Genomic DNA, 26,142 nt, shown 5'->3' with positions numbered 1-26,142 from the left:
ACCCATACGAGTTTCTGCGACATGAATTATGCGTTTCCGCTGTTGGCTATCCTGATCTGGGCCGGCAACACCGTGATCACCAAAATGTCGGCCGGGGCCATTTTTCCCGCCGAAATCGGTTTCTATCGCTGGCTGCTGGCCGGGCTGTTGTTCACGCCCTTCCTGCTGAGGCCGATGCTGCGCAACTGGGCGCACATCCGCCCGAACCTGGGCAAGATCTTCATTCTCGGCGTGCTGGGTATGGCGGTGTACCAGAGCCTGGCCTATTTCGCCGCCGCCGTAACCAGTGCGACCAACATGGGCATCATCCTCTCGTTGATGCCGCTGATGTCCCTGGCAATGGCCATCATCAGTCTGGGCCTGCGCTTGACCTTCGGCGCCTTGATCGGGGCGCTGGTGTCTTTTATCGGCGTGTTGGTCGTGGTGTCAGGCGGCGACCTGGGATTGCTCCTGCAACATGGCCTCAACGGCGGCGATGCGCTGATGTTGATCGCCACGCTGGCTTACGCGCTGTACAGCACCTTGCTGAAAAAATGGCAGCTACGGCTCCCGCCACTGCTGTTGCTGTATTTGCAGGTGCTGGTGGCGATCATTGTGCTGTTCCCGCTGTTTCTGTTCTCGGAAAAGACCGGTCTGGGCACCGGCAACATAGGGTTGGTGCTGTACGCCTGCGTGCTCGCCTCGATGGTTGCACCACTGGCCTGGATGCAAGCCGTTACCCGCCTGGGGCCAAGCCGCACCACGCTGTTTTTCAACCTGCTGCCGGCAATCACGGCGGTGATCGCGGCCTTGGTATTGAATGAACAGCTAGCGCTGTATCACCTGGTCGGCGGCCTGATGACCCTGGCCGGCGTAATCCTTGCCGAACGCTGGAAAACCCCAGTGCGTCCGGTTCCCGCTACAACCCGGCAGCCTTGAGTCGCGCCGCATGCTCGGTGAACAGCCTTAGCGGATCGGCGCCCTTGCCTACCGCGCCCAATGACTGATTGACGATATCCAGGTGGTCGAGCGGGTAGTCATCGCCGATCACCTGGCCCAGGTGCGAGCTGTAGCGCCCGACCATGCCATCGCACTGTCCGGACTCGCGCACGAAGGTGCGCGCAAACAAGCGACAGAATCGGTTGCTGCCATCCAGGCGGTTCAAGCCCTTGTCAGTCAAACCGGGCTGCAACGTCCCGGACCAGGAGTAATAACGCACGCCGTTGACTTCGGCCGCCCCCTCTGCGCCCCACGTGCTGGGCAAACCCTGTGGATAAGACTGATTGAACACGGCAACGCCAGCGCAGGTCAGGGCATGGTGCGAAGCGCGCACATCGATGGGCAACCGGGGGCCGCGCCAGCCGGTTTCGAGCCAGCCCATCAGGATCCCGAGTGCATGCAGCAAGGCCTTGAGCAAACGCCCTCGGGCGCTGTCGGCGGGGTAATGTTCCAACACATAGTCAGCCAGCTCCGAGCCGTGGTTGGGGCCGGCAATGGAGGTCACCGAAGCCACCCATTGCGGTCGTTTGGCCGCCGCATAGCGGGCGGTAAGTGCGCCCTGACTGTGGCCGAGCAAATTGACCTTGTCGGCCCCCGTACGGCGCCGAATGTCTTCAATGATCTGCAGCAACTGCTCACCGCGCACCTCGGTGGAATTGAGCGGTGATACCTGAATAGCGAAGACCTTGGCGCCGCCCCGGCGCAGCGCTGAAACGATACCGAACCAGTAGGGGTACAGCAGCAGTCGAACAAAGCCGAGCATGCCCGGTACCAGCACCAGTGGATAACGCGTGGCGAGCCCTTGGGCCATGACTGCAATCCCCGTTCCGTGGAAAGTCGCCCAACACTACAGGCACTTCAATGGCAATCGCAATCGAACTCCAGACGCTCGCTGTGGTTCCAACCCTGTAGACCTTCAGCAAGGAGCATGACCATGTACAAACAGACCCTGGCAATCCTTCTGGCCACCACAGCCCTGACTGCGTGCGGCAGCCGTCCGGAAAATCCCGTCGACTACGTCACCTACCGTGACGCACCCCTGGTGAAACAAGTGCAGGACGGCATGACCATGCAACGGGTCATTGCCATTGGCGGCAGCCCTTCCACGGTGATCGACCTGCCTCATGGTGGCACCTGCAACAACTACATCCTCAACCATGAAGGCAAGCAACAGGCCTACTACGTGCGCTTTGATGCCACCGGGCATGTCGACGACAAGGGTTTCAAGACCTGCGAACAACGTCAGCAAGATGACGACGCCGTCGAGAAGGCCAAAGCCAAGGTATAAAACTCTCAACGCATTGCTTGCTCTAACCTTGCGCAGGCAATGCGCCTACAGAGCGTGAAGCAATCCGTTTTCAGCCTGGAGATGACAATGAGCACCGTTGAACTGACCGATGTGAAAACCTTGCGCGAACGTGCGCGCCAGCATGTCGAACAAGGCGCCGTGACCGAAGGCTACAGCGCCGACCGAGAAAAAATCCTGCGCCTGCTCAATGAGTCGCTGGCCACCGAGTGGGTCTGCGCATTGCGCTACAAACGGCACTACTACATGGCCAGCGGGATCAAGGCCAGCGTAGCCGCTGACGAGTTTCTCGAACACGCCACCCAGGAACTCGAGCATGCCGACAAGCTAGCTGAACGCATCGTGCAGTTGGGCGGCGAGCCGGACCTCAACCCCGACAACTTGAGTAAAAACTCCCATGCCCAATACGTTGCCGGCAGCAATCTCAAGGAAATGGTCCTCGAAGACCTGATTGCCGAACGGATCGCCATCGACAGCTACCGCGAAATCATCCAGTACATTGGGGAATCCGACCCAACGACCCGACGCATCTTCGAAGACATCCTGGCGCAGGAAGAAGAACACGCCGACGACATGGCGGACCTGCTCAAAGGGCTTTGAACCTTACCCGCTCCCAGCAAGCAGGGCTTGCTCCATCGCTGAGCAAGCCCTCCCCCATCGGCGACACCTCCTGGACTTTTTAACCCGCTTTGACCGATCGCGGTGCCTTGCCCGACTTCATTTGCTCCAGCAACGGCGTGCACTGATTGGGCACATCGCCACCCGGCGCCACCAACGCCAGCAAGCCCGCCGCCGGGCCGACCGCCAGCCCCAGCGCTACCATACCCGCGCCGCGCAAGGCCAACGGCACCGCCTGTACACCTGCGCTTGGTTTGGCAAAAGGCCCGCGCACATACAGGGGCGAGCGCAATGAAAACAGCCGCAAGCCCTTGGACTCGGGATTGATTTTCAGATCCAGCTGTTCACTGGCAAAGTTGGCCGTTCCGTCGATATAGATGATCGCGTTCTCAGTATCGAATACGAACAGCCGAGTGGTCGCCAAGCCGTCCTTGATCCCGAAGTCGGCTGCCGCGCAGTTGATCTTCACTTCCTTGTCACCGAACAATTGCCCCACCACATAGTTGCCAACATTAAGCCCGGCAATTTCCATCAAGCCGCGGCTGATCGCACCATCGTTGATGAGCATCTTCAGCTCACCATTTGAGGTTGCCAGCAACTTCGCCACCGAGTTGCCCCGTCCGCTCAAGTCCGCATCGCCATTGAGCTGGCCGAAGCTGGTCTTCATCGGCTCGAAAGTCGGGAACAACTGCTTGAGCTTGAAGCCTCTGGCACTGAGTTTGGCCCGCCCCTGCAAAGGAACTGCACGTCCATCGAGACGTATCTGCGCATCGAGCTTGCCGCCTGCCACACCAAAGCGCAGCGGCTCCAGGCGCAGCACGCCATCGTCAAGTACAAAGTGACTGGAGAGATCAGTGAAGGGCAAATCCTCGCTGTGAACGATCCGTTTGCCGCTGAAGGTCACGTCGGCATCCATGGTCCGCCAACGCTCGGTACGAAATTCCTCGACCGGCAGCACCTTGCCCGCAGGTTGTTTGCTGGCCCCGCCCCGCGCCTTTTGCTCAGCGTTGGAGTCTGCACCGATCAGCGGTGCAAGGTCCTTGAACAGCAATTGATTGGAAACAAGGTTGCCACTGAGTTTGGGCCGTGGCTGTCTGGAGGCGAAGGTGAGGTCGCCGTGAATATCACTGTCACCGATCTTGCCGTTGAAGCCTTGGTAGCGAAACAGCGCCCCCCCAGGCTCATGTAGTTTGGCCGTCAGATGCCCATCAGTGGAATAAGGCGGCGAATCCGGCAGGGTTACACCGGTAAGCGGATAGAGATTACCCAGGCTGGCACCCGAAAGGCGCAGACGCAGGTCCAGCCCGCCGAGGTTACGCGGATCCGTCAGGGTACCGGCAAGGGCTACCCGGGTATCGGCGATCTGTATGTCGGCCTGCAAAGGGAACGGCTGACTGGCGTCCTGCAACGCCAGCAGCCCGCCAATCTTGCCAGAGCCGGAAAGCGCCTGGCCCTTGTAACGTCCCTTGGCCTTGAGACCGAATGCATAGTCCTGGGCATTGCCAGCTTTCTGCGCCGAGGCCTTACCAACAATATCGCTGAAAGGTATGGGCTTGCCGAGCGGATCAATCTGCACATCCAGGGTCGTTTTCAGCGTTTGGTCATCAAGGCTTACTTGGCCCTTGTCGAAACCAATGGCGCCGATATCCAGCACCCACGGCGACGGTTCGGCATTCTCATCCTTGGGGCCGAAGTCGAAGGTCCAGTTGGCGCGCCCATCTGCCAGGCGTTTCAGGCTGGCTGTGGGTTGGTTCAAATCGATACGCGGAATCACGATACGCTGGAACAGCAACGGCAGGGGTGACAAGCGAAACTCGACACGTTTGAGACCCACCATTTGCGGCTCCTTGAGCCACTGCGGGTTACCCAACGTCAAGTCGTCCGCGATGAAGCGCGGCCACGGTACCCAAGCTCGCCACCCCCCCTCCTCAGGCTCGCGCTGCCAACGTACAGCGAGGTTGCCGTTAATGGCGAAGGGCCTGTGCAGTGCCTCCGAGACCTTGGCATTGAGGGTCGGCTTGATCCGGTTCCAGTCGAATGTGGCAATGACGATCACCACAAGTGCGAGAACCAGTAGCAAGCTGGCGAGGGTCCAGGTAAGGATTTTCACGGGGCGCGTCATTGCATGATTCTCCTGACGACCACCAGATAAAAGGTGGGCGTTTTGATGGCACTTAAACTATGGGACTGATGAAAACCCCAGGGGTTTAAATTGACGACGAAAAAACAGGTTTTTCCCTCGGTCACTCATCAATGAACGCCGCAATCAATCTCGCCAGCAGCACCTGCGAACTCTCTCGATAGCCCTGTAAATACTGTGCTAGAGCCATCGCTGCAAAACATCAATTCGGTTGATTGTTACCATTATCTTTATGAACTTTTATCTGCCGCCCCCGGGCGTAGCATTGGCTCCGTACTCACTTTCCAGCCCCACCTAGGAGCACCGAACAATGAAACGCCAATTGCTGCTGAGCCTTTCCCTGTCCATCCTGGCTGCCAATGCTTTCGCCATCCCAGCCAGCGAACAAAGCCTGACCGCTGAATCACGTAGCAGTACTACGGTCATCTCGCAACCGCTGAACACCCTGGCCGAAGGCGGTTCCGATCGTCTGTTGGAACGCAACAATCGCGTCGCCGAAGGTGGCTCGGATCGTCTCCTGGAGCGCAATAACCGCGTCGCCGAAGGTGGCTCGGATCGTCTGCTGGAGCGCAACGTGCGTGTTGCTGAAGGTGGCTCTGATCGCCTGATCGAAAAAAACCAACGCGTGAGCTAACGCCCATGCCAGAAAACAAGAGTTACCAGCCTTGCAACGGTTCCCCTCCCAGCCCGGTCAACTGACCGGGCTTTGTTTTCCTGGCGCAGGCTATTAGAGTGCAGGGCTGTTTCACTGCCAGCCGATACTCGCCATGCTGCCGCGCGCCGAACAAAAACTACAGACCCGCCAAGCCCTACTGGATGCCGCCCGCCAACTGATGGAAAGTGGCCGGGGTTTCGGCAGTATCAGCCTGCGTGAAGTGAGCAAGTGCGCGGGTATCGTGCCAACAGGCTTCTACCGCCACTTTACCGACATGGACCAGCTCGGCCTGGCCCTGGTAAACGAAGTCGGCGAAACCTTTCGCCAGACCATCCGCCTGGTGCGCCACAATGAGATCGAACTCGGTGGTATCACCGACGCCTCGGTGCGGATCTTCCTCGATGTGGTGGCCGCTAACCGTGCACAGTTTCTATTCCTGGCGCGCGAGCAATACGGCGGCTCACAGCCTGTGCGCCAGGCGATCGCCACGTTGCGCGACGGCATCAGCTCGGACCTGGCCACTGACCTTGCCCGCATGCCGCGCTGGCAACACCTGGATAACGACGCCCTTTCGGTCATAGCCGACCTGGTGGTGAAAACCGTGTTTGCGACCTTGCCAGAGCTGATCGACGAGCCCGCCGACGGCAGCGCACAGTCGCTGAGCGCCCAGGACAAGATCACCCAACAGTTGCGCTTCATCTTTGTCGGTGCCAAGCATTGGCAAGGGCTCGGCACGCCAATCTGATGGCCGTTTCCTGCTAACATGCGCGCAAACGCACTGATCGCGACGACACTTCTCCATGCCCGACCTTCGTACTGCCCAGCCTGAACTGCCTGCCCTGTTTGAACAGGTGCAAACGCACTTTACCCAGCGCATTGTGCCGCTCTGGCAAGGTCCGGGCTGGAATGCAGAAATGGCGCTGCCTTTCGAAGCCCTCGATCCCCAGCATCAGCCCCTGCCAGTGCAGCGATACCGGGCCATGGCCTGTGCGCGCCAGCTGTACCTGTTCAGCAGCCGGATCGAACAGCCTGGTGCCCGCGAGCGTGCTGGCGCGCTGTTTCGCTCGCTGCAACGGCACTTCCACGATGCCGAGCATGGCGGCTGGTTCTACAGCATCGATGCCCAGGGTAAACCGCTGGATCGGCGCAAAGACCTTTATACCCACGCCTTCATCATTTTTGCCTGCGCTCATTACTGGGGACAGGTTCGTGAACAATTGGTCGAGTCCACGCTCAATGCTGCCCTGAGCATCGTCGCTGAGCGTTTCGGCCGTGATGATGGGCTGTATGAAGCCAGTCTTGATGAGGACTGGTCAGATCTGCATAGCGGCCCGCTTCAGAACCCACTGATGCACCTGGCCGAAGCGTTTCTTGCCACATTGGCCGTGCGCGACGATGCGGCGGTGCAGAGCGCGTTGCAAAACCTGGCGGCTGCCATGCAAACGCACTTCGTCGATCCTGATCATGGGGTGATGTTGGAAAAGCCTCGCGGCGCTGTGGACAACTGGTTCGAGCCAGGGCACCAGTTCGAATGGTTCTATCTACTCGAGTCTTCGCCACTATTGCGTGGTGGCGAGCTGCACGCGTCCCTCGACCGCGCATTTGCCTACGCCGAACAATACGGGGTGAAAGGTACGGCGGTCTTGTCCATGCTCGGCAGCGAGGGCCAGCTCCGCGATGCCACCCAGCGCATCTGGGCTCAAGCCGAGTACCTGCGGGCCTTGGCCCTGCGCTGTAACAGTGCCGACAAGGTGCTCACCCAGCTCCTAGCGCTACAACGCGACTTCTTGCATGCCGGTGGCTGGTACGAGTGCCGCGATGCCAATGGTGCTGTCAGCCGCAGCGATATGCCGTCGACCACGCCTTACCATCTGGCCACCTGCCTGCAGGGGCTTGAGCAGCAAATCTGATGCTATCGCGGGACGCGTCCCGCGATACCTTCCTCAGGCCTTCCCCGACCTGTCGATTGCAAACCCGGCCAAAGTCTGACGCACCGGCATCAGCTCAATGCTGTTGATGTTGATGTGCGCCGGCTGATTGAGAATCCAGAAGATAGTCTCGGCAATATCCTGCGGCTGGATCGCTTCGATGCCAGCGTAAGTGGCGTCATAGCGCGCCTGGTCGCCGCCGAAACGCACCAATGAGAATTCGCTTTCGCACATTCCCGGCTCAATGTTGCTCACGCGCACGCCCGTGCCTTGCAGGTCACAGCGCAGGCTCGAGGAAAACTGAGCGACAAAGGCCTTGGTACCGCCGTAGACATGGCTGCCAGGGTACGGATAAGTGCCCGCCACCGACCCCACGTTCAAAATGGTGGCGCCACGGCCATGCGCGATCAAACGTGGCAGCAACAAGCGGGTGCTGTACATCAAGCCCTTGATATTGGTGTCGACCATGGTGTCCCAGTCGTCCAGGTCGCACTTGGGAGCAGGTTCGGCCCCCAGCGCCAGGCCTGCGTTGTTGATCAGCCCGCGTAGTTTGGCGAACGATGGCGGCAAATTGGCAATCGCCTCCTCCATGGCCCCACGGTCCCGTACATCCAGGACCAGGCCATGCACTTCAGTCTTTTTCGCAAGCTCTTCACATAGCGCGTCCAGGCGCTCCTGACGGCGACCAGTCAACACCAGCGACCAACCTGCTTCGGCGAATCGACGGGCACAGGCTTCGCCGAAACCTGAGGTCGCGCCAGTGATGAATAGAGTGGAAGTCATCGGTTACTCCTTGCAAAGTCAGTATCACGGAGCGGCAGAATGCCCGGCGGCAACCTTGCCAGCAAGCGCACATCTTCTGTACAAAAAACAACCAAAAACATCAACACCTTGATCTACAAGGGCTGTAGCAAGCTTTACTCACCTTATCCACAGTCTCTTGCACAAAATCCGGGGGCAACTTTTCCTCGGCATTGCTGGCCTGATGGATAACTCAAAAGTATTTTCCTTGACCGCAACCTGTCGAATTGACCTCAGTCCATCCGCGACCGTCATGACGGCATTTTCGATGATGGCTCAAGGCCTATCAACACGCTGCTTACAGCGTTCTTTCCAATGCTTGCCCACAGACTTATCCACAGGCACGCAGAGGGGTTTTGCGCCAAAGCAGAGTACCTATAAAAGACTTGACAAAGGCTGGCAAAAATCTTTATCGAACACTTGATCAAAAAACGATCATAGCGCTGAAAGCCTTATAGATAAAGGCTTACAGCAAGGTGCTACCAAGTTACCCACAGCCGCTTCCACACCAATGGTGGACAACTCAAAACCTCGACAAAACATCCGCTTGCAGCGACTTTGTGTCGCGGCGCAAAGGAAGTACTCGTAAGGTTTTCCACAAAGCTGTGGACAAAAAAAGCCCCGCATCGCAGGGCTGTTTTTCCGATCGAATCAATGCCCGCCGAGATAGGCGTTTCGTACTTCCTCGTTGACCAGCAGTTCTTGCCCGGTGCCGGTAAGGCGGATCTGTCCGTTGACCATCACGTAGGCACGATCAGACAGCTTCAGGGCGTGGTTGGCGTTTTGCTCGACCAGGAAGATGGTCATGCCGGTCTTGGCCAGTTCTCTGAGCGTGGCGAAGATCTGTTTGACCACGATCGGCGCCAGGCCCAGCGACGGCTCATCGAGCAGCAATAACTTAGGCCGACTCATCAACGCCCGGGCGATGGCCAACATCTGCTGCTCACCACCCGACATGGTCATGGCCCGCTGATTGCGCCGCTCCTTGAGCCGCGGGAACAACTCGAACATGCGTTGCATGTCTTCACTGGCATGTTTATCGCCGATAGGAATGGTGCCCATCATCAGGTTTTCTTCTACCGACATGTCCGGGAACACCCGGCGCCCTTCAGGCGACTGGGCGATGCCGTTCGAGGCAATGTAGTGCGAAGACTTGTGGGTGATGTCAGTACCGCGATAGACAATCTGCCCGCCAGCCGCCCGCGGTTGGCCGAAGATTGACATCAGCAGGGTCGACTTGCCGGCACCGTTGGAGCCGATCAGGCTCACGGTTTCGCCTTCGTCGATGTGCATCGAGACTTTTTTCAGGGCCTGGATCGGACCATAGAACACATCCAGGTCCTTGAGTTCGAGAATGGGGGCAGTCATACCAGCTCCTCTTCGTCGGCACCCAGGTAGGCGGCGATTACCGTCGGGTTGTTGCGAATATCCTGTGGCGCGCCTTCGGCGATCAGCTTGCCATGGTCAAGCACCACGATGTGGTCGGAAATGCTCATGACCATACCCATGTCATGCTCGATGAGCACGACGGTCAGGTCATGCTCATCGCGCAGCACTCGAATCATCCTGCTCAGCGCTTCGGTTTCCTGCGGGTTCAGTCCCGCTGCCGGTTCGTCCAGACAGATGATCTGAGGCCGTGTGCACATGGCGCGGGCGATTTCCAGTCGGCGCTGCTGTCCGTAGGACAGCTCACCGGCCAAGCGGTTGGCGCAGTCCACCAGGTCGACCACTTCCAACCAGTAGAAGGCGTGATCGAGGGCATCGCTTTCGGCTTTTCGGTAGCCCTTGGTATTGAGCACACCGGCCAGCAGACTGCGGTTTACCCACATGTGCTGGGCCACCAGCAGGTTCTCCACCACCGACATTTCCTTGAACAGGCGAATGTTCTGGAAAGTCCGCGCCAGCCCCGCCCGGTTGACCAAATGGGTACCGCCAAACATTTTGTAGTGCAGTCGGTTGATGAAGCGTTTGGGCGAAACGAAATCACCCAACCGAAAGCGCTCGCCAAGCAGTTGGATAACGTTGGTACGCGTGCCGCGCATGTTCAGTTCGATCTTGCCGCCACTGGCTTTGTAGAAACCGGTCAGGCAGTTGAACACCGTGGTTTTTCCCGCACCGTTCGGGCCGATCAAGGCGAAGATGGAGTTGCGCTTGACCTTGAGACTGACATCGCTGAGCGCCTTGATCCCGCCAAAGTGCATCATCAGGTTGTCGACCGAAAGAATCACGTCGTCGCTCATGGCGCTACTCCTTTACGCGGAACTACACCGGTGCGGCTGATACGAATCAGGCCACGCGGTCTCCAGATCATCATCAACACCATGAGCACCCCGAATAGCAGCACTCGGTATTCGGAGAAGCTACGCAGCAGTTCCGGGGCAACAGTCAGAACGAAGGCAGCGATCACCACACCGACCGTGGAGCCCATGCCACCCAGTACCACGATGGCCAGGATCAACGCCGACTCGAAGAAGGTGAACGAAGACGGGTTTACAAAGCCCTGGTAGCTGGCGAAGAACACTCCGGCCAAGCCGGCGGTAGAGGCACCGAGGGTGAACGCAGAAAGTTTTACCAATACATGGTTCAGGCCCATTGAGCGGCAGGCAATTTCGTCTTCACGCAAGGCTTCCCAGGCGCGCCCCACCGGCATACGGGTCAACCGGTGCTTGATGTACAACACCGCCATCACCACCAGGAACAGCACGATGTAGATGAACAGGAATTTCACGTTGGGGTTGTAGTCGATGCCAAAGAACTCATGGAACGGGATCCCGCCGTCCTTGGCTCGACGTCCAAACTCGATGCCCAGAAACGTTGGCGAAGGCACCGGCATGCCATTGGGGCCGCCGGTGAGCGACAGCCAGTTGTTGAGCACCAGGCGAATGATTTCACCAAAGCCCAGGGTCACAATGGCCAGGTAGTCACCGTGCATCCTCAGCACCGGGAAACCCAATATGCACCCAGCCAGCGCCGCTGCAATCGCTGCCAGTGGCAATACGGTCCAGAAGCCCAGGCCAAGGTACTGATAGCCCAGCGCCAGGCCATAGGCACCGATGGCGTAGAACGCCACGTAACCCAGGTCGAGCAGCCCAGCCAGCCCGACCACAATGTTCAGGCCCAGCCCAAGCAGCACGTAGATCAGGCCAAGGATGACGACCGTGAGCAGGTACTTGTTGGCAAAGAAGGGGAAGACAATGGCGATCACCACCAGCGCCGGAATAATCCAGCGCAGGCGTGATTTGTAGTCCGGCGCCAACACGTGCACGCCCGAACCGCTGCCTTCGAAACCTTGCAGGATCGACTGGCCTTTAGGAGTTTGCAGAAACAGGCTGAGCAGGAAACGCCCGGCCATCACGCCGGCTACCAGCCAGGCGACACGGGTGGGCTCCATGTTGAAGCTGTAACCATCGAGCACGACGCCGACGATGGGTCCGAAGACAATCAGGGAAATCAGCCCGGCGAGAATCGCGTCGATCAGGCTGCGCTTGATATCGAATGAGTTGGTTTTGGCAGCAGACATACTTATACCTTCGCCACGAGAGGGCGACCCAGCAGGCCTTGGGGACGGAAGATCAGAATCAGCACCAGGAGGGAGAAACTGAACACGTCTTTGTAGTCGGAGTTGATCATCCCGGAGAACAGCGACTCGGAAATACCAAGGATGATCCCGCCGAGCATGGCCCCCGGCAGTGAGCCAATCCCACCCAACACCGCAGCGGTGAAAGCCTTGATGCCGATGATGAAGCCGGCATAGAAGTCGAAGGTGCCGTAGTTCATGGTGATCAGTACGCCCGCCAGCGCAGCCATTACGGCACCGATGACGAACACATAGGAAATCACCCGGTCAGTGTTGATGCCCAAGATCGAAGCCATCTTGCGATCCTGCTGGGTAGCACGGCACATGCGCCCCAACTTGGTGAACTTGATGATGTAGGTAAGCGCGGCCATACCGACAAAAGCGGCGACCAGAATGAATATCTTGGTGTAGGTCAGTTGCACGAAGCCGGTGCCCACTTCCAGGCGCCAGGCGCCTTCGAGCAGGGTCGGTACGCCTTGCTGGCGTGCGCCCTGGCTGATCTGTGCGTAGTTTTGCAGGATGAGCGAAATACCGATGGCACTGATCAAGGGTGCCAGGCGGGTGGAGTTTCGCAGGGGCTTGTAGGCGATGCGTTCAATGGTCCAGCCATAGACGCCTGTTACCACAATGGTGAAGATCAGCGTCCCGAGCATCAGCAACGGGAAGGATTCGATACCGAAGTAAGCCAGCAATGCCAGACTGATCGCCGCCAGGTAGGCGGAAATCATATAAACCTCGCCGTGCGCGAAGTTGATCATGCCGATAATGCCATAGACCATTGTGTAGCCGATGGCGATCAGACCATAGACAGACCCCAGGGTCAGCCCATTGATCAGTTGCTGCAGGAAAATACCATCCATAACGCAATCTCACGTATTTGAGATTGCACAGCGCCGACTACGGTGAGGCCCGGATCAAGCGGCCCTCGCAGCGCAGGGTTGTGCAGATCTACGAGAAAAGACAGGTACTGCGCAAACCGGGTAGCGACCCGGGCAGGCGCCCGGGTCGAATACCGTTGTTATTTTTGTTTTTCCAGTTGGTGGTACTTGCCTTGGGCATCCCACTGGTAGACCACGTAGTCGGACACCGTCAGGTCACCTTTGGAGTCCCATTTTTTCTCGCCCATCACGGTTTTCACCGGGTTGGCCTTGAGCCATTTGGCGGCGTCTTCGCCCTTGTTCGACTTGGCGCCGTTGAAGGCAGCGGCCAGCGCCTGGACCGAGGCGTAGGCATACAGGGTGTAGCCTTCAGGTTCGGTGCCAGCCTTGCGGAACTCCTCCACCACCGCCTTGCTGTCTGGCAGCAGACGTGGGTCGGCGCCAAAGGTCATGTACACGCCATCGACGTATTGCGCGCCGCCGGCGGTGGTGACCAGTTCATCGGTGACAATTCCGTCGTCGGACATGAACTTGACGTCCTTGAGGCCTTGCTCACGAAGCTGGCGAACCAGTGGGCCGGCTTCCGGGTGCAGGCCGCCGAAGTACACAACGTCGGCACCCGCGGCACGGATCTTGGTCACCACGGCACTGAAGTCTTTCTCGCCCCGCGTCAGGCCTTCATACAGCACCGGGGTCACGCCACGCTTGGCCAACTGAGCCTTGGTGGCATCAGCCAGACCCTGGCCATAGGTATCCTTGTCGTGCAGCACCACGACCTTCTTGCCCTTGAGCACATCAACGATGTAATCACCGGCGACGATGCCCTGCTGGTCGTCACGCCCGCACATACGGAACATGGCGCTCAGGCCGCGCTCGGTAACCTGTGGGTTGGTCGAGCCTGGGGTGATTGCGATGACCCCGGCTTCGTCGTACACCTCGGAAGCAGGAATGGTGTTGGACGAGCAGAAGTGCCCGACCACGCCCGCCACCTTGTCCTGATCCACCAGGCGGTTGGCCACCGCAACAGCCTGCTTCGGCTCACAGGCGTCATCGCCTTTGACCAGAACGATCTTCTCGCCGTTAACCCCTCCCGCGGCATTGACGGCATCGGCCGCTGCCTGGGCACCTTTCATGTACTGCTCACCAAACGCTGCGTTGGCACCGGTCATCGGGCCTGCTACGCCGATCTTGATGTCGGCCTGAACATACGAAGAAACACCCAGCGCCGTAGCTACGGCGAGGGCCAAAAAGCCTTTCTTGTAAAACGTCTGCGACATGAGGTGGTGCTCCTTGGAATTTTTTTGGTTGGCACTACAACGTTCAGCAATTGCTCTGAGCAAGGGCCGTGCCATTGGTTTTTTATTCTGGAAAAACTCGTGAAGAAGTTGTCGGGGCTTGAACCGCGTCCTTTTTTTATTGGCCGTGCAACCGTCTGCTTCACGCAAAGCGCCACCGCCTGCAAACAGAAAGAGCAACCGCCTAGTGCCATCATTGCAACCCCGGCAAGTGTTTACGTGCAACCAGCCTGTAACAGGATGCGTAACCGAACTGCACATCCTTGGTGCGCGACTGCTACAGCGGGCACCATTACAGGCTAGCTGGTGTCCTGTAAAAGCGCTGCCACAGTTGCCTGCTACCGATGTACCCCTGGCGTACCCGCCCGCCGACAGAAAAAGGCTGGCACAATGACAAGGTCTGCGTGTCGTTGCTGACAAATGATGGCGCGCGCCCCTTACGGAGCCCCTTATGAGCGAGAGCGCCTTCGCCGATCGCATTGTGCAGAACCTGCTCGACACTGACTTCTACAAACTGAGCATGATGCAGGCGGTGCTGCACAACTATCCCAACGTCGAGGTGGAGTGGGAGTTTCGCTGCCGCAACGGCGAAGACCTGCGCCCTTATCTGGCGCAGATCCGTGAGCAGATTGACCAGTTGTGCGAGCTGAGCCTGGCCAATGGTCAACTGGGATTTCTTGAGCAGATCAACTTCATCAAGCCGGACTTCCTGCGTTTCCTTGGCCTGTTTCGCTTCAATTTGCGTTATCTGCACCTGGGCATCGAGAACGACCAGTTGTACCTGCGCATCCGCGGCCCCTGGCTGCATGTAATCCTCTTCGAAGTGCCCTTGCTGGCGATCATCAGTGAAGTGCGCAACCGTCAGCGTCACCCGTTGGTCAAGCTGAGCGAAGCGCGCGACCAGCTGTACCGCAAATTCGACTGGCTCAGGGCCCATGCCAGCAGCGATGAACTGGCCGAGTTGCAGGTAGCCGACTTCGGCACCCGCCGACGCTTCTCCTACAAGGTTCAGGAAGAAGTGGTAAGGGTGCTGAAGGAAGACTTCCCTGCGCGTTTCGTTGGCACCAGTAACGTTCACCTGGCACGAAAACTGGATATCAAGCCCCTGGGGACCATGGCCCATGAATGGATCATGGCCCATCAGCAACTGGGGCCTCGACTGATCGACAGCCAGATCGCCGCCCTCGACTGCTGGGTGCGTGAGTACCGCGGCCTGCTTGGCATCGCCCTGACCGACTGCATCACCATGGATGCTTTTTTGGGCGACTTCGATCTGTTCTTCGCCAAGCTGTTCGACGGTCTGCGCCATGACTCGGGCGACCCGGTGCTTTGGGCGGAAAAGGCCATCGCTCACTACCGCAAGCTGGGTATCGACCCGATGACCAAGACCCTGGTGTTTTCCGATGGCCTGAACCTGACCAAGTCACTGGAAATCTTCCGTGCCCTGCGCGGTCGGATCAATGTCAGCTTTGGCATTGGTACCAACCTGACCTGTGACATTCCAGGGGTGGCGCCGATGAGCATCGTGCTTAAAATGACCGACTGCAACGGCCAGCCTGTCGCCAAGATTTCCGACGAGGCAGCCAAGACCCAATGCCGCGACGAAAATTTCGTCGCTTACCTGCGCCATGTCTTCAAAGTGCCCAAGGAGTAATTCATGCAAGCCGTCCAGCGAGAGATCGCGCAAGCGCTCAAGGTCCAGCCGCCATTCGCCGACCGCGCCGCGCTCGATGCCGAAGTGGCCCGGCGCGTGGCATTCATCAAGCAATGCTTGAACAACGCACGGATGAAGACCCTGGTCCTGGGCATCAGTGGTGGTGTCGACTCGCTGACTGCAGCACTGTTGGCGCAACGGGCCATCAATGAGCTGCGCAGCGAAACCGGCGACCCGGCCTATTGCTTCATCGCTGTGCGGCTGCCCTACCACGTGCAGCAGGATGAACACGACGCCCAGGCTTGCCTGGATGTGATCAAGCCGGACGAGCTGCACACGGTGAACATCGCCCCAGCGGTACAGGCGCTGGCCAAAGAGGTGCAGGCGCTGGAAAACGGCAAGCCGGCGATGGTCGACTTCGTGGTTGGCAACACCAAGGCACGCATGCGTATGGTCGCTCAGTACACCATCGCCGGCGCTCGCCAGGGCCTGGTGATCGGCACCGACCATGCCGCCGAAGCGGTGATGGGCTTCTTTACCAAGTTTGGCGATGGATCCTGCGACCTGGCCCCGTTGAGCGGCCTGGTAAAAAACCAGGTACGGGCAATCGCCCGCAGCTTTGGCGCTCCGGAGTCACTGGTAGAGAAAGTGCCCACTGCTGATTTGGAAGACCTGGCCCCGGGTAAACCGGACGAAGCTTCTCATGGTGTTACCTATGAGCAGATTGATGCGTTTCTGCACGGAGAACCCGTGAGCGAAGAAGCCTTCGAGATTATCAAGGGCACCTACGAGAAGACCCAGCACAAGCGCGAGATGCCATTCGCGCCTTGATGAAAGCATCGCGGGGCAAGCACGCTCCTACAGTTTGTCTGTAGGAGCATGATTGCCCAGCGATTTCAAAGGTAACGCGTTACTTCAGAGTAACGGTGCCTTTCATCATCGAGATGTGGCCTGGGAACGAGCAGAAGAAGCCGTACTTCTCACCCGCTGCCAGTTTCGACACGTCGAAAGTAACCGAGTCTTTCTCGCCCGCACCAATGACTTTGGTGTGAGCGATAACACGTGCATCACCGTCTTTCAGGTATTGCTTGTCGATACCAGCCGACAGGCCATCGGTAGCAATTGGCTGCATGTCAGCTTCTTTGCTGATCACCAGGTTGTGGCCCATGACGTTCTTCGGCAGCGAGCCGGAGTGAGTCAGTTCAACGGTGAAAGTCTTGCAGCTTTTGTCGATGGCGATGTCTTTGGTGTTGAAGGACATCTGGTCGGTGGAGTCGACGGTAACCTTACACTCAGCGGCAAACACCTGAGTGCTGGCCAGAGTCAGCAAAGATACAGCTACAACTTTGGCAAACATCGTGAATCTCCTTGGCAGGGTTTTGATCAGTTTGCAGACTGCCTGAATCACTTCATCCCTTCCCTGATATGAATCAAGAGGCCGGAGAAGCGCCGGACAGTAGATTTGTTCTATGGATTGTATACAGCCAATCAAAGTGCACATCATGCGCCATTCCGGGAGGATGAAACAACCTCTCATTCAGGAGTAGAAGCCATGTCCCTCAACAGCTTGATGAACAGCTTGCTCGCCGCTTATGCCTGCGGTGCCAGTGGCGCCACTTGCGAGTTCTGTCGTTCCGAATAAGATCCGCCCTTGGAAGCGGCGGGTATGCGCCTTACTCTCTGTGTGCTTGTTATCGGAGAGATGAAATGCCTGTACGTTCCATTTGCGTATTCTGTGGCGCCAGCACCGGCGTCAACCCTGCCTACCGCGATGCAGCCATCGCCCTTGGCCAGACCATCGCCCAGCGTGGCCTCACCCTGGTTTACGGCGGCGGTGCCGTCGGCCTGATGGGGATCGTGGCTGACGCGGCCATGGCCGCTGGCGGTGAAGTTATCGGGATAATCCCGCAGGCTCTGAAAAGCGCCGAGATCGGCCATACCGGGTTGACCCGCCTGGAAGTCGTCGACGGTATGCATGCGCGCAAGGCACGCATGGCTGAACTGAGCGACGCATTCGTCGCCCTGCCCGGCGGCCTGGGCACCCTGGAAGAGTTGTTTGAAGTCTGGACCTGGGGCCAACTGGGTTACCACGCCAAGCCCCTGGGGCTGCTCGATGTCAACGGTTTCTACAGCAAACTTGGCAGCTTCCTCGACCATGTGGTGGAAGAAGGCTTTGTGCGCCCACAACATCGGGCCATGCTGCAACTTGCCGACGCCCCTGGCGAACTACTCGACGCCATGGAAAACTTCCAGGCGCCGGTCGCCCCTAAATGGGTAGACAAAAAGCCTGACTAAGCCTGGGCGCCTTCCAATGGCATCACCGTAACCTGCACCTGCGGATCATGCGTGCCGCCGCCGAGAATCACGCCACGCAGCGGTGACACATCAAAGAAGTCCCGGCCCCAGGCCAAGGTGATGTGCTCCAGCGCAGGCAGCAGGTTGTTGGTTGGGTCAAAGTCGACCCAGCCCTGGATTGGACAAAATACCGAGACCCACGCGTGCGAGGCGTCAGCCCCCACCAGGCGCGGTTGCCCAGGCGGCGGTCGAGTCAGCAGATAGCCACTGACATAGCGCGCCGCCAGCCCCCTTGAACGCAGGCAGGCAAGCATCAGGTGAGCAAAGTCCTGGCAAACGCCCCGCCTGCGCTCAAGCACTTGCTCCAACGGCGTAGCGACCTCGGTCGCGCCGGCCTCGAAGGTGAACTCGCTGAAGATTTTTTCCATTAATGCCTGGGAGCCCGCGAGCAAAGGTCGGCCTGGGGCAAAGCACGATGCGCTGAAAGCAACGAAACGCTGCTTCAGACGCACGTAGGGCGATTCAAAACGGTAGCGACAAGCCTGCAGATGCTCGCTCGACAGCGGCTTGCTGGTATAGCTCAGTGCATCACGAACCTGCTCCCACGCCGGTGAAACACTCAATTGTGGAGCGCTTCGCGGCAACACCTCGACATGCAAGCGCGCGACCACACGCAACTGCTCATGCTGGCGTTCAAAGGCCAGGCGCGTAAGCGGATTTCCGAACACATCCCATTCGTCCCGTCGCTGGGTCGGCTCGGGGCTGATCTGGAGCACCTGCTCCGTACAACGCTGCCAGGCACAAGGCCGTGGCCATAGGTGAGCCAACTGCTGGGCAAGGGACACCGGACTGTCATAGCGATAATGGGTGTCGTGAACAACATGATAACGCGCACTCATCAGACCGACACCGTTTGCTGACTGACATCGTCGACATGAGCGAAGTGGCGCAGGGCCAAGCGCTCGGAAATACCGCTGCTGGCTGCAGCGACCGATTGCAACAGGTCGGCCAATCCAGTCAACACCGCATGAACACTCGCGCTGCCAAACAACGAGGTCTCGAGGTTGCGCAAGTCGAACTGTTTGAGCTGCTGAGCCAGCAACGCCAGGCCCGGATCAACGGGGCTGGCGAACGCTTCGCACAAGCGTCGGTAGGTACGCACCAGTAGGTTGAGCTGGAACATCACGGCGTGCGGGTTCTGTTCATCCAGCAGCAAAAGGTCGAGCACTGGAATCAGTTGAGCTACCGCCAGATAACGCGAGCGATAAGTAATGCTGCTGTTGCCCAACTCCAGCAGCCACTCAAGTCCAGCCTGATCGTATACCGCCGGCCCGCGCAGGAAGGCTGCCAGGCTGCTGCACAGTGACTGCAAACGCTCGATGCGCCGACCAATCATCAAAAAGCGCCAGCCTTCGTCGCGGGTCATGTCATCCAGGGCAAAGCCCGACAGCGCCGCCATCGACATGACCAGGCGGTTGAGAAAATCCACCTGCTCCCCAAGACCCGCGCTGTCATCGGCAAGGCTCTGCGCCTCCCGTTGCAACTCCACCAACGCCTGCCAGTTTTCCCGCGAAAGTTTGCCGCGCACCTGTGACGCTGCCCAGTGCAAGCGCTGCAGGTTATTGCTGAGGCTGAAGGCCCAGTCCTGGCCGGCCAAAGCGGCGCGCAAACGCTCGAGCAGCCTGCCCTCGGGCGGCAGCAACGAACGTTCACCCGCCAGCGTCACCGCGGCCTGCAGGGCCAGAGGATCGTCGCCATCGAGATAACGGGTAAGGATGATCCGCAGCAAACGCGCACTGGCATCGCAGCGCTCGCAATACCGTCCGAACCAGAACAGGTTCTCGACCAGGCGCGACGGCAAGTACGGATCCTGCCGCACCAGGTCAGCCACGCCAAGCGTGTGCAAGCTTCGCCACGGCTCATCGACAGGCGCTGTGTCCCCCAGCACCCAGACATCTTTGCTGGCGCCTCCGCGCTGCATCGACACCACTTCAGCGTCCGCCAGCGCAGCCACCCGGGTAAGGCCACCGGGCAAGACCCGGTATCCTTCAGCCGTTGCCACCGCATACACCCGCATACCAATGGCCCGCGACTGCAATTGACCTTGGTCCTGCTGCCATACCGGCGCTTGTGACAATTGCGCCAGTTGCTGAGCTACATAGGCATAAGGGCGCGCCTGAATCCGCTGGCAAAGCGCCTGGCGCTCGGCCTCGTTCAGCGCACGACCCAATACTGGATTGAAGCGCTGTGAAGGAAAGGCAGGTTTTACCAACAACTGCGGGAGCTGCTCCAGTGCTTGCGCCATCACCGCAGGTTCGCCGCACCACCACGTGGCTATCGACGGCAAGCTGAGTTCCTCGGCAAACAGATGTTGGTTGATGGCTGGTAAAAAGCCCAGCAAACCAGGCGATTCCAACACCCCGGTACCCAGTGCGTTGGCTACCAGAACACGACCCTGACGCACCGCATCGAGCAATCCGGGAACGCCGAGTGCCGAGTCAGTACGCAGCTCCAGCGGATCGCAAAAATCATCGTCCAGACGACGCATGATTGCGTGAACCCGGCGTAAACCGCTGAGCGTCTTGAGAAAGACCGTGGCGTTGCGCACGGTCAAGTCTGCACCCTCTACCAGCGGGTAGCCCAATTGGCGGGCAAGGTACAAATGCTCAAAATAGCTTTCGTTGAAACGGCCCGGCGTTAGCAAGACGACCAGTGGCACCTCCTTCTCGCTGGGTGCCAGGCGCACCAGCGTGTGCTGCAATGCAGCGAAAAAGCCTGCCAGATGCTGAACCCGCAGGTCGCGATACAACTCAGGCAGCGCGCGGGAAACGATGGTCCGATTTTCCAGTGCATAACCCGCGCCGGAAGGTGCTTGGGTACGGTCAGCCGTCACCCACCAACGACCATCCGGTGCCCTCGCCAGATCCACCGCGTAGACATGCAGAAAGGTCCCACCGGGCGGGCTGATTCCTTGGCAGGGCCAGAGGAAATTGTTGTGCCCATAGATCAGCTCGCTTGGCAGCAACCCGTTACGGATCAGCTGTTGCTGACCATAAACGTCGGCCAGAACCGCATTGAGCAGACGTGCGCGCTGGGCGATGCCCGAGGCCAACGCCTGCCACTCGGCGGCAGGAATCAGGTGCGGCAACAAATCCAGTTCCCAAGGACGGTCGGCGCCTTTGGGATCGGCATAAATACTGTGAGTGACGCCGTTTTCGCGGAGTTGGCGAGTCAGTGACGCTTGTCGCTGGGTCAACTGTGCCGGGCCGCTCCGCTGCAGATAATCACACACTGGCTGCCAGTGACCACGGACTTTGCCTTGGTCATCGAGCATTTCGTGGTAAGCACCCGGGATTGGCCGGTAGGCATCAAACAAGTCAGGCATGGCGGCGATCGAGGTCTGCAAGTCGATTCAGAGAGCGGAACCGCGCAAGACATGTGCCATATGGCCAAGTCAGTGAATTCCGGCCTGCAACTCATTCAGGTGCACCAAAAGCGCACCGCAGAGAGGCTGCCGTGCAAGCGTTGCACAGATTCGAGGCTTTTCCAGAAAAAACTGCAGGGGAGCGGCGTGATCCGGCCCCCTTTTTTCCAGGGTGCGCTGGCCTCATCGCGGGGCAAGCCCGCTCCCATTGCCAGGGAATTGCTAACTAGCGTGGCACGGCCGGTTGGCGGGCGGGTTTCTTACCGCCTTTACCGCCTTTGGCTGCTTCTTTACGCTCTTTGGCAGCCTGCTGGTTGCGGGCAAATGCCGCTGCCTTGGCTTGCTCGCGCTTGTCCCACGGATTGGAGCCGTCGCTTGCGCGAGGCGGCAAGCCCGTGTGCTGGGTCAGGATCTTCTGATCCTTGGCCACTTTGTGGCTACCCGCTGGCGTGGAGTTCTTGCGTCGAGCACTCTGGTAGCTGTCAGTCGACGGCTGGTGCAGCGGAATCAGCTGATGCTTGCCAGAACCAATCAAGTCGGCACGCCCCATGCGCTCCAGTGCCTCACGCAGCATCGGCCAGCCTTTCGGGTCGTGGTAACGCAGGAACGCCTTGTGCAGGCGACGCTGCTGCTCACTCTTGACGATGGTTACCGGGTCACTCTTGTACGTAACCTTGCGCAGCGGGTTCTTGCCGGAGTGGTACATGGCAGTGGCCGAGGCCATCGGCGACGGGTAGAACGCCTGCACCTGATCAGCACGGAAGCCATTACCCTTGAGCCACAAGGCAAGGTTCATCATGTCTTCGTCGGTGGTACCCGGATGCGCGGCGATGAAGTACGGGATCAGGTACTGTTCTTTACCTGCTTCTTTGGAGTACTTCTCGAACATGCGCTTGAAGCGGTCGTAGCTGCCAATACCCGGCTTCATCATCTGATTCAGCGGGCCTTCCTCAGTGTGCTCCGGGGCAATTTTCAGGTAGCCGCCAACGTGGTGGGTCACCAGTTCCTTGACGTACTCCGGCGATTCCACCGCCAGGTCGTAACGCAGGCCGGAAGCGATGAGGATCTTTTTCACCCCTGGCAGCTCACGGGCGCTGCGATACAGCTTGATAAGGGCCGAGTGGTCGGTATTCAGGTTCGGGCAGATCCCCGGGAACACGCACGACGGCTTGCGGCACGCCGATTCGATCTCGGGGCTCTTGCAGGCAATACGGTACATGTTCGCGGTAGGGCCACCGAGGTCGGAAATGACACCGGTAAAACCTGGAACCTTGTCGCGAATTTCTTCGATTTCACGAATGATCGAATCGTGGGATCGGTTCTGGATGATGCGTCCTTCGTGTTCGGTGATCGAGCAGAAGGTGCAGCCGCCGAAGCAGCCGCGCATGATGTTCACCGAGAAACGGATCATGTCGTAAGCCGGGATCTTCTCCTTGCCGTACGCCGGGTGCGGGATGCGCGCATAGGGCATGCCGAACACGTAGTCCATCTCTTCGGTGGTCATCGGAATGGGCGGCGGGTTGAACCATACGTCAACCTCCCCGTGCTTCTGTACCAGCGCGCGGGCGTTGCCCGGGTTGGTCTCCAGGTGCAACACCCGGTTGGCGTGAGCATAGAGCACGGCGTCAGCACGGACTTTCTCGAACGATGGCAGGCGAATGACCGTTTTGTCACGGGTCATGCGCGGGCTGTCTAGAATCTGTACGACCCTGGCTTCGTTGGGATCTTCGTCCGGGCCTTTTTCCTGCTCGATGGCGCAGGCCTGGGTGTCCTGGGTGTTCACGTACGGGTTGATGATCTTGTCGATCTTGCCCGGACGGTCGATACGCGTGGAGTCGACTTCGAACCAGCCTTGCGGCGTGTCGCGTCGAATGAAGGCTGTACCACGAATATCAGTGATGTCTTCGATCTTCTGGCCAAAGGACAGGCGCTGGGCGACTTCCACGATGGCGCGCTCGGCGTTGCCGTACAGCAGGATATCGGCACAGGCGTCGATCAGGATCGAATGACGAACCTTGTCCTGCCAGTAGTCGTAGTGCGCGATACGGCGCAGGGAAGCTTCGATACCACCCAGCACGATAGGTACATGCTTGTAGGCTTCCTTGCAGCGCTGGCTGTAGACCAGGCTCGCGCGGTCCGGACGCTTGCCGGCCAGGCCGCCTGGCGTGTAGGCGTCGTCGGAGCGAATCTTTTTATCGGCGGTGTAGCGGTTGATCATCGAGTCCATGTTGCCGGCCGCGACACCGAAAAACAGGTTCGGCTCACCAAGCTTCATGAAGTCGTCTTTGGACTGCCAGTTCGGCTGGGCAATGATGCCCACGCGAAAGCCTTGGGCTTCAAGCAGGCGGCCAATGATCGCCATGCCGAACGACGGATGATCGACGTAGGCATCACCGGTCACGATGATGATGTCGCAGGAATCCCAGCCGAGCTGATCCATCTCCTCCCTGCTCATGGGCAGGAACGGTGCTGGTCCGAAGCATTCGGCCCAGTACTTGGGATAGTCGAAAAGTGGTTTGGCTGCTTGCATGTCAGTGACCGGTGGCTAATCGATGAAAAATCGCGGGCGCGGAATATAGCACAAATTTTGACCAATTCCGACGTTAAAGGTCGGAATTGCTCGAATTGCCTTACTCGTCGTCGTCGAAGTTGTAACTACCCGGCGCCAGGTTCTCAAAGCGCGTGTACTTGCCGATGAAGGCCAGGCGAATAAAGCCGATCGGCCCGTTCCGCTGCTTGCCGATGATGATTTCGGCGATGCCTTTATGCTCGGTTTCCGGGTGATAGACCTCATCACGGTATACGAACATGATGACGTCGGCGTCCTGCTCGATCGCACCCGATTCACGCAAGTCGGAGTTCACCGGGCGCTTGTTGGGCCGCTGTTCAAGGGAACGGTTGAGCTGCGACAGTGCCACGACCGGGCAATTGAATTCCTTGGCCAGGGCCTTGAGCGAGCGCGAGATCTCGGAAATCTCGTTGGTACGGTTGTCACCGCTGGAACCTGGAATCTGCATCAATTGCAGGTAGTCGATCATGATCAGACCCACTTCACCATGTTCACGCACCAAGCGGCGGGTACGCGCACGCATCTCCGAAGGGCTGATGCCAGCGGTATCGTCAATGAACAGCTTACGGTCGTTTAGCAGATTGACCGCCGAGGTCAGGCGTGGCCAGTCATCGTCTTCCAACTGACCGGAACGCACCTTGGTCTGGTCGATGCGCCCCAGGGACGACAGCATACGCATGATCAGCGATTCGCCTGGCATCTCCAGGGAGTAGACCAATACCGCCTTGTCACTACGCAACACGGCGTTTTCGACCAGGTTCATGGCAAAGGTAGTCTTACCCATGGACGGACGACCAGCAACGATGATCAAGTCGGCTGGCTGCAGGCCGCTGGTCTTCTCATCAAGGTCGGTATAGCCGGTGGACAGGCCGGTAATGGCGCTATCGGTATTGAACAAGGTATCGATACGGTCGATGGCCTTGGTCAGCAGGTCATTGACCCCAACCGGGCCACCGGTTTTCGGCCGTGCCTCGGCGATCTGGAAGATCTGTCGCTCGGCTTCATCGAGAATCTCAGCCGCATTGCGTCCCTGCGGGTTGAAGGCGCTATCGGCAATCTCGTTGCTGATGCTGATCAACTGACGCAGCGTTGCCCGCTCACGGATGATCGCGGCATAGGCTTTGATGTTGGCTACCGATGGGGTGTTCTTGGCCAACTCGCCCAAGTAACCCAGGCCGCCGACTTGCGAACTGACACCTTCCTTATCCAACTGCTCGTGCAGCGTTACCACGTCGAACGGGGCGTTCAGGTCGGCAAGCTTATGGATGGCGCGGAAGATCAGGCGGTGGTCATGCCGGTAGAAATCGCCATCGGAAACTTGATCAAGCACTCGTTCCCAGGCGTTGTTGTCCAGCATCAGGCCACCGAGCACGGCCTGTTCGGCCTCGATGGAGTGCGGAGGCACCTTCAGGGCAGAGGTTTGCAGATCATATTGCTCGGGGGCGGTAATCTCGTTCATGGCCACGCAGGAATCAGGGTGATGAAAAAGACAAAGGGCACGACCTGCAAAGCAGGATCGTGCCCGATGTTAACCGGCTGACACTCAAGGTGCTAGCCGATTGGGACAGCTTAGGCTGCGACAACAACCACGCGAACGGTGGCTTCAACGTCGCTGTGCAGGTGCACGGCAACGTCGTATTCGCCGACGTTACGGATGGTGCCGTTCGGCAGACGAACTTCAGCTTTGGCCACTTCAACGCCGGAGGCGGTCAGGGCGTCAGCGATGTCGTGGGTGCCGATCGAACCGAACAGCTTGCCTTCGTCACCCGCGGTGGCAGTGATGGTCACTTCCAGCTCGGCCAGTTGGGCAGCACGGGTTTCAGCCGAAGCTTTTTTGTCTGCAGCCAGTTTTTCCAGCTCGGCACGACGCTCTTCGAACGCAGCCAGGTTGGCGGCGGTCGCAGCGGTAGCCTTGCCGAATGGCAGCAGGAAGTTACGACCGTAACCGGCCTTAACATTTACCTTGTCGCCCAGGTTGCCCAGGTTGGCGACTTTTTCCAGCAGGATCAGTTCCATTTGGTATA

At 58.8% G+C, this 26,142-nt stretch carries 22 protein-coding genes and 1 pseudogene; 9 read left to right on the top strand and 14 right to left on the bottom strand.

Annotated features, from left to right (window positions below; all coding sequences use genetic code 11):
• The first annotated feature begins 21 nt into the window (after positions 1 to 21).
• On the top strand, positions 22 to 918 hold the full coding sequence (locus V0R60_RS15915; RefSeq protein WP_330080758.1) for a DMT family transporter: 897 nt from the start codon (positions 22 to 24) through the stop codon (positions 916 to 918).
• Here V0R60_RS15915 and V0R60_RS15910 read toward each other — a convergent pair.
• Positions 899 to 1,789 carry a lipase family alpha/beta hydrolase gene (locus tag V0R60_RS15910; protein ID WP_136478375.1) on the bottom strand — a complete coding sequence of 297 codons (891 nt, stop codon included), beginning with the start codon at positions 1,787 to 1,789 and terminating at the stop codon, positions 899 to 901. The genes V0R60_RS15915 and V0R60_RS15910 overlap by 20 nt on opposite strands.
• 123 nt (positions 1,790 to 1,912) lie before the next feature.
• On the opposite strand from V0R60_RS15910, the gene osmE reads away from it, so the two are divergent.
• Together osmE and V0R60_RS15900 are read left to right on the top strand one after the other, a co-directional pair.
• Positions 1,913 to 2,266, top strand: coding sequence for an osmotically-inducible lipoprotein OsmE (osmE, locus tag V0R60_RS15905; RefSeq protein ID WP_136478376.1), 354 nt, complete (start codon positions 1,913 to 1,915; stop codon positions 2,264 to 2,266).
• Positions 2,267 to 2,353: 87 nt separating this feature from the next.
• Positions 2,354 to 2,884, top strand: a complete 531-nt coding sequence (locus V0R60_RS15900; protein ID WP_136478377.1) for a ferritin-like domain-containing protein — start codon at positions 2,354 to 2,356, stop codon at positions 2,882 to 2,884.
• Positions 2,885 to 2,963: 79 nt separating this feature from the next.
• Here the strand turns inward: V0R60_RS15900 and V0R60_RS15895 are convergent, their stop codons facing one another.
• Positions 2,964 to 5,024, bottom strand: coding sequence for an AsmA family protein (locus V0R60_RS15895; RefSeq protein ID WP_136478378.1), 2,061 nt, complete (start codon positions 5,022 to 5,024; stop codon positions 2,964 to 2,966).
• A 328-nt stretch (positions 5,025 to 5,352) separates the two neighbouring features.
• Between V0R60_RS15895 and V0R60_RS15890 the strand changes: the two are divergent.
• From V0R60_RS15890 to V0R60_RS15880, 3 genes and pseudogenes are all read left to right on the top strand, one after another.
• Positions 5,353 to 5,673: pseudogene (locus V0R60_RS15890) on the top strand (hypothetical protein); the annotation flags it as partial.
• Positions 5,674 to 5,809: 136 nt separating this feature from the next.
• Positions 5,810 to 6,442, top strand: a complete 633-nt coding sequence (locus V0R60_RS15885) for a TetR family transcriptional regulator (RefSeq protein WP_136478380.1) — start codon at positions 5,810 to 5,812, stop codon at positions 6,440 to 6,442.
• 55 nt (positions 6,443 to 6,497) lie between these two features.
• Positions 6,498 to 7,607 carry an AGE family epimerase/isomerase gene (locus tag V0R60_RS15880; RefSeq protein WP_330080760.1) on the top strand — a complete coding sequence of 370 codons (1,110 nt, stop codon included), beginning with the start codon at positions 6,498 to 6,500 and terminating at the stop codon, positions 7,605 to 7,607.
• Between the two features lie 33 nt (positions 7,608 to 7,640).
• Here the strand turns inward: V0R60_RS15880 and V0R60_RS15875 are convergent, their stop codons facing one another.
• The 6 genes from V0R60_RS15875 to V0R60_RS15850 all read right to left on the bottom strand — a co-directional run bounded on the left by V0R60_RS15875 (position 7,641) and on the right by V0R60_RS15850 (position 14,158).
• The gene (locus tag V0R60_RS15875) at positions 7,641 to 8,408 is read right to left on the bottom strand and encodes an SDR family oxidoreductase (protein ID WP_136478382.1); all 768 of its coding nucleotides are present in this window, start codon (positions 8,406 to 8,408) and stop codon (positions 7,641 to 7,643) included.
• A gap of 669 nt (positions 8,409 to 9,077) precedes the next feature.
• Positions 9,078 to 9,794: an ABC transporter ATP-binding protein gene (locus tag V0R60_RS15870; RefSeq protein ID WP_136478383.1), complete on the bottom strand. Its 717-nt coding sequence runs from the start codon at positions 9,792 to 9,794 to the stop codon at positions 9,078 to 9,080.
• Positions 9,791 to 10,666: an ABC transporter ATP-binding protein gene (locus tag V0R60_RS15865; protein ID WP_330080761.1), complete on the bottom strand. Its 876-nt coding sequence runs from the start codon at positions 10,664 to 10,666 to the stop codon at positions 9,791 to 9,793. The genes V0R60_RS15870 and V0R60_RS15865 overlap by 4 nt, the downstream gene beginning before the upstream one ends.
• A complete protein-coding gene (livM, locus tag V0R60_RS15860; RefSeq protein WP_330080762.1) occupies positions 10,663 to 11,946 on the bottom strand; it encodes a high-affinity branched-chain amino acid ABC transporter permease LivM in 1,284 nt (427 codons plus the stop codon). Before livM ends, V0R60_RS15865 begins: the two co-directional genes overlap by 4 nt.
• Positions 11,947 to 11,948: 2 nt before the next feature.
• Positions 11,949 to 12,863 (bottom strand): ABC transporter permease subunit, encoded by a 915-nt coding sequence (locus V0R60_RS15855; protein WP_203478814.1) that lies wholly within the window; start codon positions 12,861 to 12,863, stop codon positions 11,949 to 11,951.
• Positions 12,864 to 13,021: 158 nt separating this feature from the next.
• On the bottom strand, positions 13,022 to 14,158 hold the full coding sequence (locus V0R60_RS15850) for a branched-chain amino acid ABC transporter substrate-binding protein (protein ID WP_136478387.1): 1,137 nt from the start codon (positions 14,156 to 14,158) through the stop codon (positions 13,022 to 13,024).
• 469 nt (positions 14,159 to 14,627) lie between these two features.
• Here V0R60_RS15850 and pncB point away from each other — a divergent pair, with 469 nt between their 5' ends.
• Positions 14,628 to 15,830, top strand: a complete 1,203-nt coding sequence (gene pncB, locus V0R60_RS15845; protein WP_136478388.1) for a nicotinate phosphoribosyltransferase — start codon at positions 14,628 to 14,630, stop codon at positions 15,828 to 15,830.
• Between the two features lie 3 nt (positions 15,831 to 15,833).
• A complete protein-coding gene (gene nadE, locus V0R60_RS15840; protein WP_136478389.1) occupies positions 15,834 to 16,661 on the top strand; it encodes an ammonia-dependent NAD(+) synthetase in 828 nt (275 codons plus the stop codon).
• Between the two features lie 79 nt (positions 16,662 to 16,740).
• On the opposite strand, the gene azu is transcribed toward nadE, so the two are convergent.
• Positions 16,741 to 17,187, bottom strand: a complete 447-nt coding sequence (gene azu / locus V0R60_RS15835; protein WP_136478390.1) for an azurin — start codon at positions 17,185 to 17,187, stop codon at positions 16,741 to 16,743.
• A gap of 350 nt (positions 17,188 to 17,537) precedes the next feature.
• On the opposite strand from azu, the gene V0R60_RS15830 reads away from it, so the two are divergent.
• Positions 17,538 to 18,125 (top strand): LOG family protein, encoded by a 588-nt coding sequence (locus tag V0R60_RS15830; protein ID WP_136478391.1) that lies wholly within the window; start codon positions 17,538 to 17,540, stop codon positions 18,123 to 18,125.
• Here the strand turns inward: V0R60_RS15830 and V0R60_RS15825 are convergent.
• The 5 genes from V0R60_RS15825 to rplI form a co-directional block, all read right to left on the bottom strand.
• The gene (locus tag V0R60_RS15825) at positions 18,122 to 19,024 is read right to left on the bottom strand and encodes a transglutaminase family protein (protein WP_330080763.1); all 903 of its coding nucleotides are present in this window, start codon (positions 19,022 to 19,024) and stop codon (positions 18,122 to 18,124) included. The two genes, V0R60_RS15830 and V0R60_RS15825, sit on opposite strands and share 4 nt — an antisense overlap.
• Positions 19,024 to 21,510, bottom strand: a complete 2,487-nt coding sequence (locus V0R60_RS15820) for a circularly permuted type 2 ATP-grasp protein (RefSeq protein WP_330080764.1) — start codon at positions 21,508 to 21,510, stop codon at positions 19,024 to 19,026. The genes V0R60_RS15825 and V0R60_RS15820 overlap by 1 nt, the downstream gene beginning before the upstream one ends.
• Positions 21,511 to 21,775: 265 nt before the next feature.
• Complete coding sequence (locus tag V0R60_RS15815; RefSeq protein WP_330080765.1) at positions 21,776 to 24,079, bottom strand: YgiQ family radical SAM protein; 2,304 nt, start codon at positions 24,077 to 24,079, stop codon at positions 21,776 to 21,778.
• Positions 24,080 to 24,179: 100 nt separating this feature from the next.
• Entirely contained in the window at positions 24,180 to 25,577 is a 1,398-nt protein-coding gene (gene dnaB / locus V0R60_RS15810) for a replicative DNA helicase (RefSeq protein WP_203478789.1), read from the bottom strand.
• Positions 25,578 to 25,687: 110 nt separating this feature from the next.
• Complete coding sequence (rplI, locus tag V0R60_RS15805) at positions 25,688 to 26,134, bottom strand: 50S ribosomal protein L9 (RefSeq protein WP_136478396.1); 447 nt, start codon at positions 26,132 to 26,134, stop codon at positions 25,688 to 25,690.
• Positions 26,135 to 26,142: the final 8 nt, after the last annotated feature.

The sequence above is a fragment of the Pseudomonas auratipiscis genome (assembly GCF_036324085.1).
GTDB classification, from domain to species: Bacteria; Pseudomonadota; Gammaproteobacteria; order Pseudomonadales; family Pseudomonadaceae; genus Aquipseudomonas; species Aquipseudomonas auratipiscis.
This window is presented reverse-complemented; position numbering and strand designations above follow the sequence as displayed.

Bases quoted from the DNA above. Each gene is read 5' to 3' on its own strand.
- V0R60_RS15915 (WP_330080758.1), top strand. From the start codon at position 22: ATGAATTATGCGTTTCCGCTGTTGGCTATCCTGATCTGGGCCGGCAAC.
- V0R60_RS15910 (WP_136478375.1), bottom strand. From the start codon at position 1,789: ATGGCCCAAGGGCTCGCCACGCGTTATCCACTGGTGCTGGTACCGGGC.
- osmE (WP_136478376.1), top strand. From the start codon at position 1,913: ATGTACAAACAGACCCTGGCAATCCTTCTGGCCACCACAGCCCTGACT.
- V0R60_RS15900 (WP_136478377.1), top strand. From the start codon at position 2,354: ATGAGCACCGTTGAACTGACCGATGTGAAAACCTTGCGCGAACGTGCG.
- V0R60_RS15895 (WP_136478378.1), bottom strand. From the start codon at position 5,024: ATGACGCGCCCCGTGAAAATCCTTACCTGGACCCTCGCCAGCTTGCTA.
- V0R60_RS15885 (WP_136478380.1), top strand. From the start codon at position 5,810: ATGCTGCCGCGCGCCGAACAAAAACTACAGACCCGCCAAGCCCTACTG.
- V0R60_RS15880 (WP_330080760.1), top strand. From the start codon at position 6,498: ATGCCCGACCTTCGTACTGCCCAGCCTGAACTGCCTGCCCTGTTTGAA.
- V0R60_RS15875 (WP_136478382.1), bottom strand. From the start codon at position 8,408: ATGACTTCCACTCTATTCATCACTGGCGCGACCTCAGGTTTCGGCGAA.
- V0R60_RS15870 (WP_136478383.1), bottom strand. From the start codon at position 9,794: ATGACTGCCCCCATTCTCGAACTCAAGGACCTGGATGTGTTCTATGGT.
- V0R60_RS15865 (WP_330080761.1), bottom strand. From the start codon at position 10,666: ATGAGCGACGACGTGATTCTTTCGGTCGACAACCTGATGATGCACTTT.
- livM (WP_330080762.1), bottom strand. From the start codon at position 11,946: ATGTCTGCTGCCAAAACCAACTCATTCGATATCAAGCGCAGCCTGATC.
- V0R60_RS15855 (WP_203478814.1), bottom strand. From the start codon at position 12,863: ATGGATGGTATTTTCCTGCAGCAACTGATCAATGGGCTGACCCTGGGG.
- V0R60_RS15850 (WP_136478387.1), bottom strand. From the start codon at position 14,158: ATGTCGCAGACGTTTTACAAGAAAGGCTTTTTGGCCCTCGCCGTAGCT.
- pncB (WP_136478388.1), top strand. From the start codon at position 14,628: ATGAGCGAGAGCGCCTTCGCCGATCGCATTGTGCAGAACCTGCTCGAC.
- nadE (WP_136478389.1), top strand. From the start codon at position 15,834: ATGCAAGCCGTCCAGCGAGAGATCGCGCAAGCGCTCAAGGTCCAGCCG.
- azu (WP_136478390.1), bottom strand. From the start codon at position 17,187: ATGTTTGCCAAAGTTGTAGCTGTATCTTTGCTGACTCTGGCCAGCACT.
- V0R60_RS15830 (WP_136478391.1), top strand. From the start codon at position 17,538: ATGCCTGTACGTTCCATTTGCGTATTCTGTGGCGCCAGCACCGGCGTC.
- V0R60_RS15825 (WP_330080763.1), bottom strand. From the start codon at position 19,024: ATGAGTGCGCGTTATCATGTTGTTCACGACACCCATTATCGCTATGAC.
- V0R60_RS15820 (WP_330080764.1), bottom strand. From the start codon at position 21,510: ATGCCTGACTTGTTTGATGCCTACCGGCCAATCCCGGGTGCTTACCAC.
- V0R60_RS15815 (WP_330080765.1), bottom strand. From the start codon at position 24,079: ATGCAAGCAGCCAAACCACTTTTCGACTATCCCAAGTACTGGGCCGAA.
- dnaB (WP_203478789.1), bottom strand. From the start codon at position 25,577: ATGAACGAGATTACCGCCCCCGAGCAATATGATCTGCAAACCTCTGCC.
- rplI (WP_136478396.1), bottom strand. From the start codon at position 26,134: ATGGAACTGATCCTGCTGGAAAAAGTCGCCAACCTGGGCAACCTGGGC.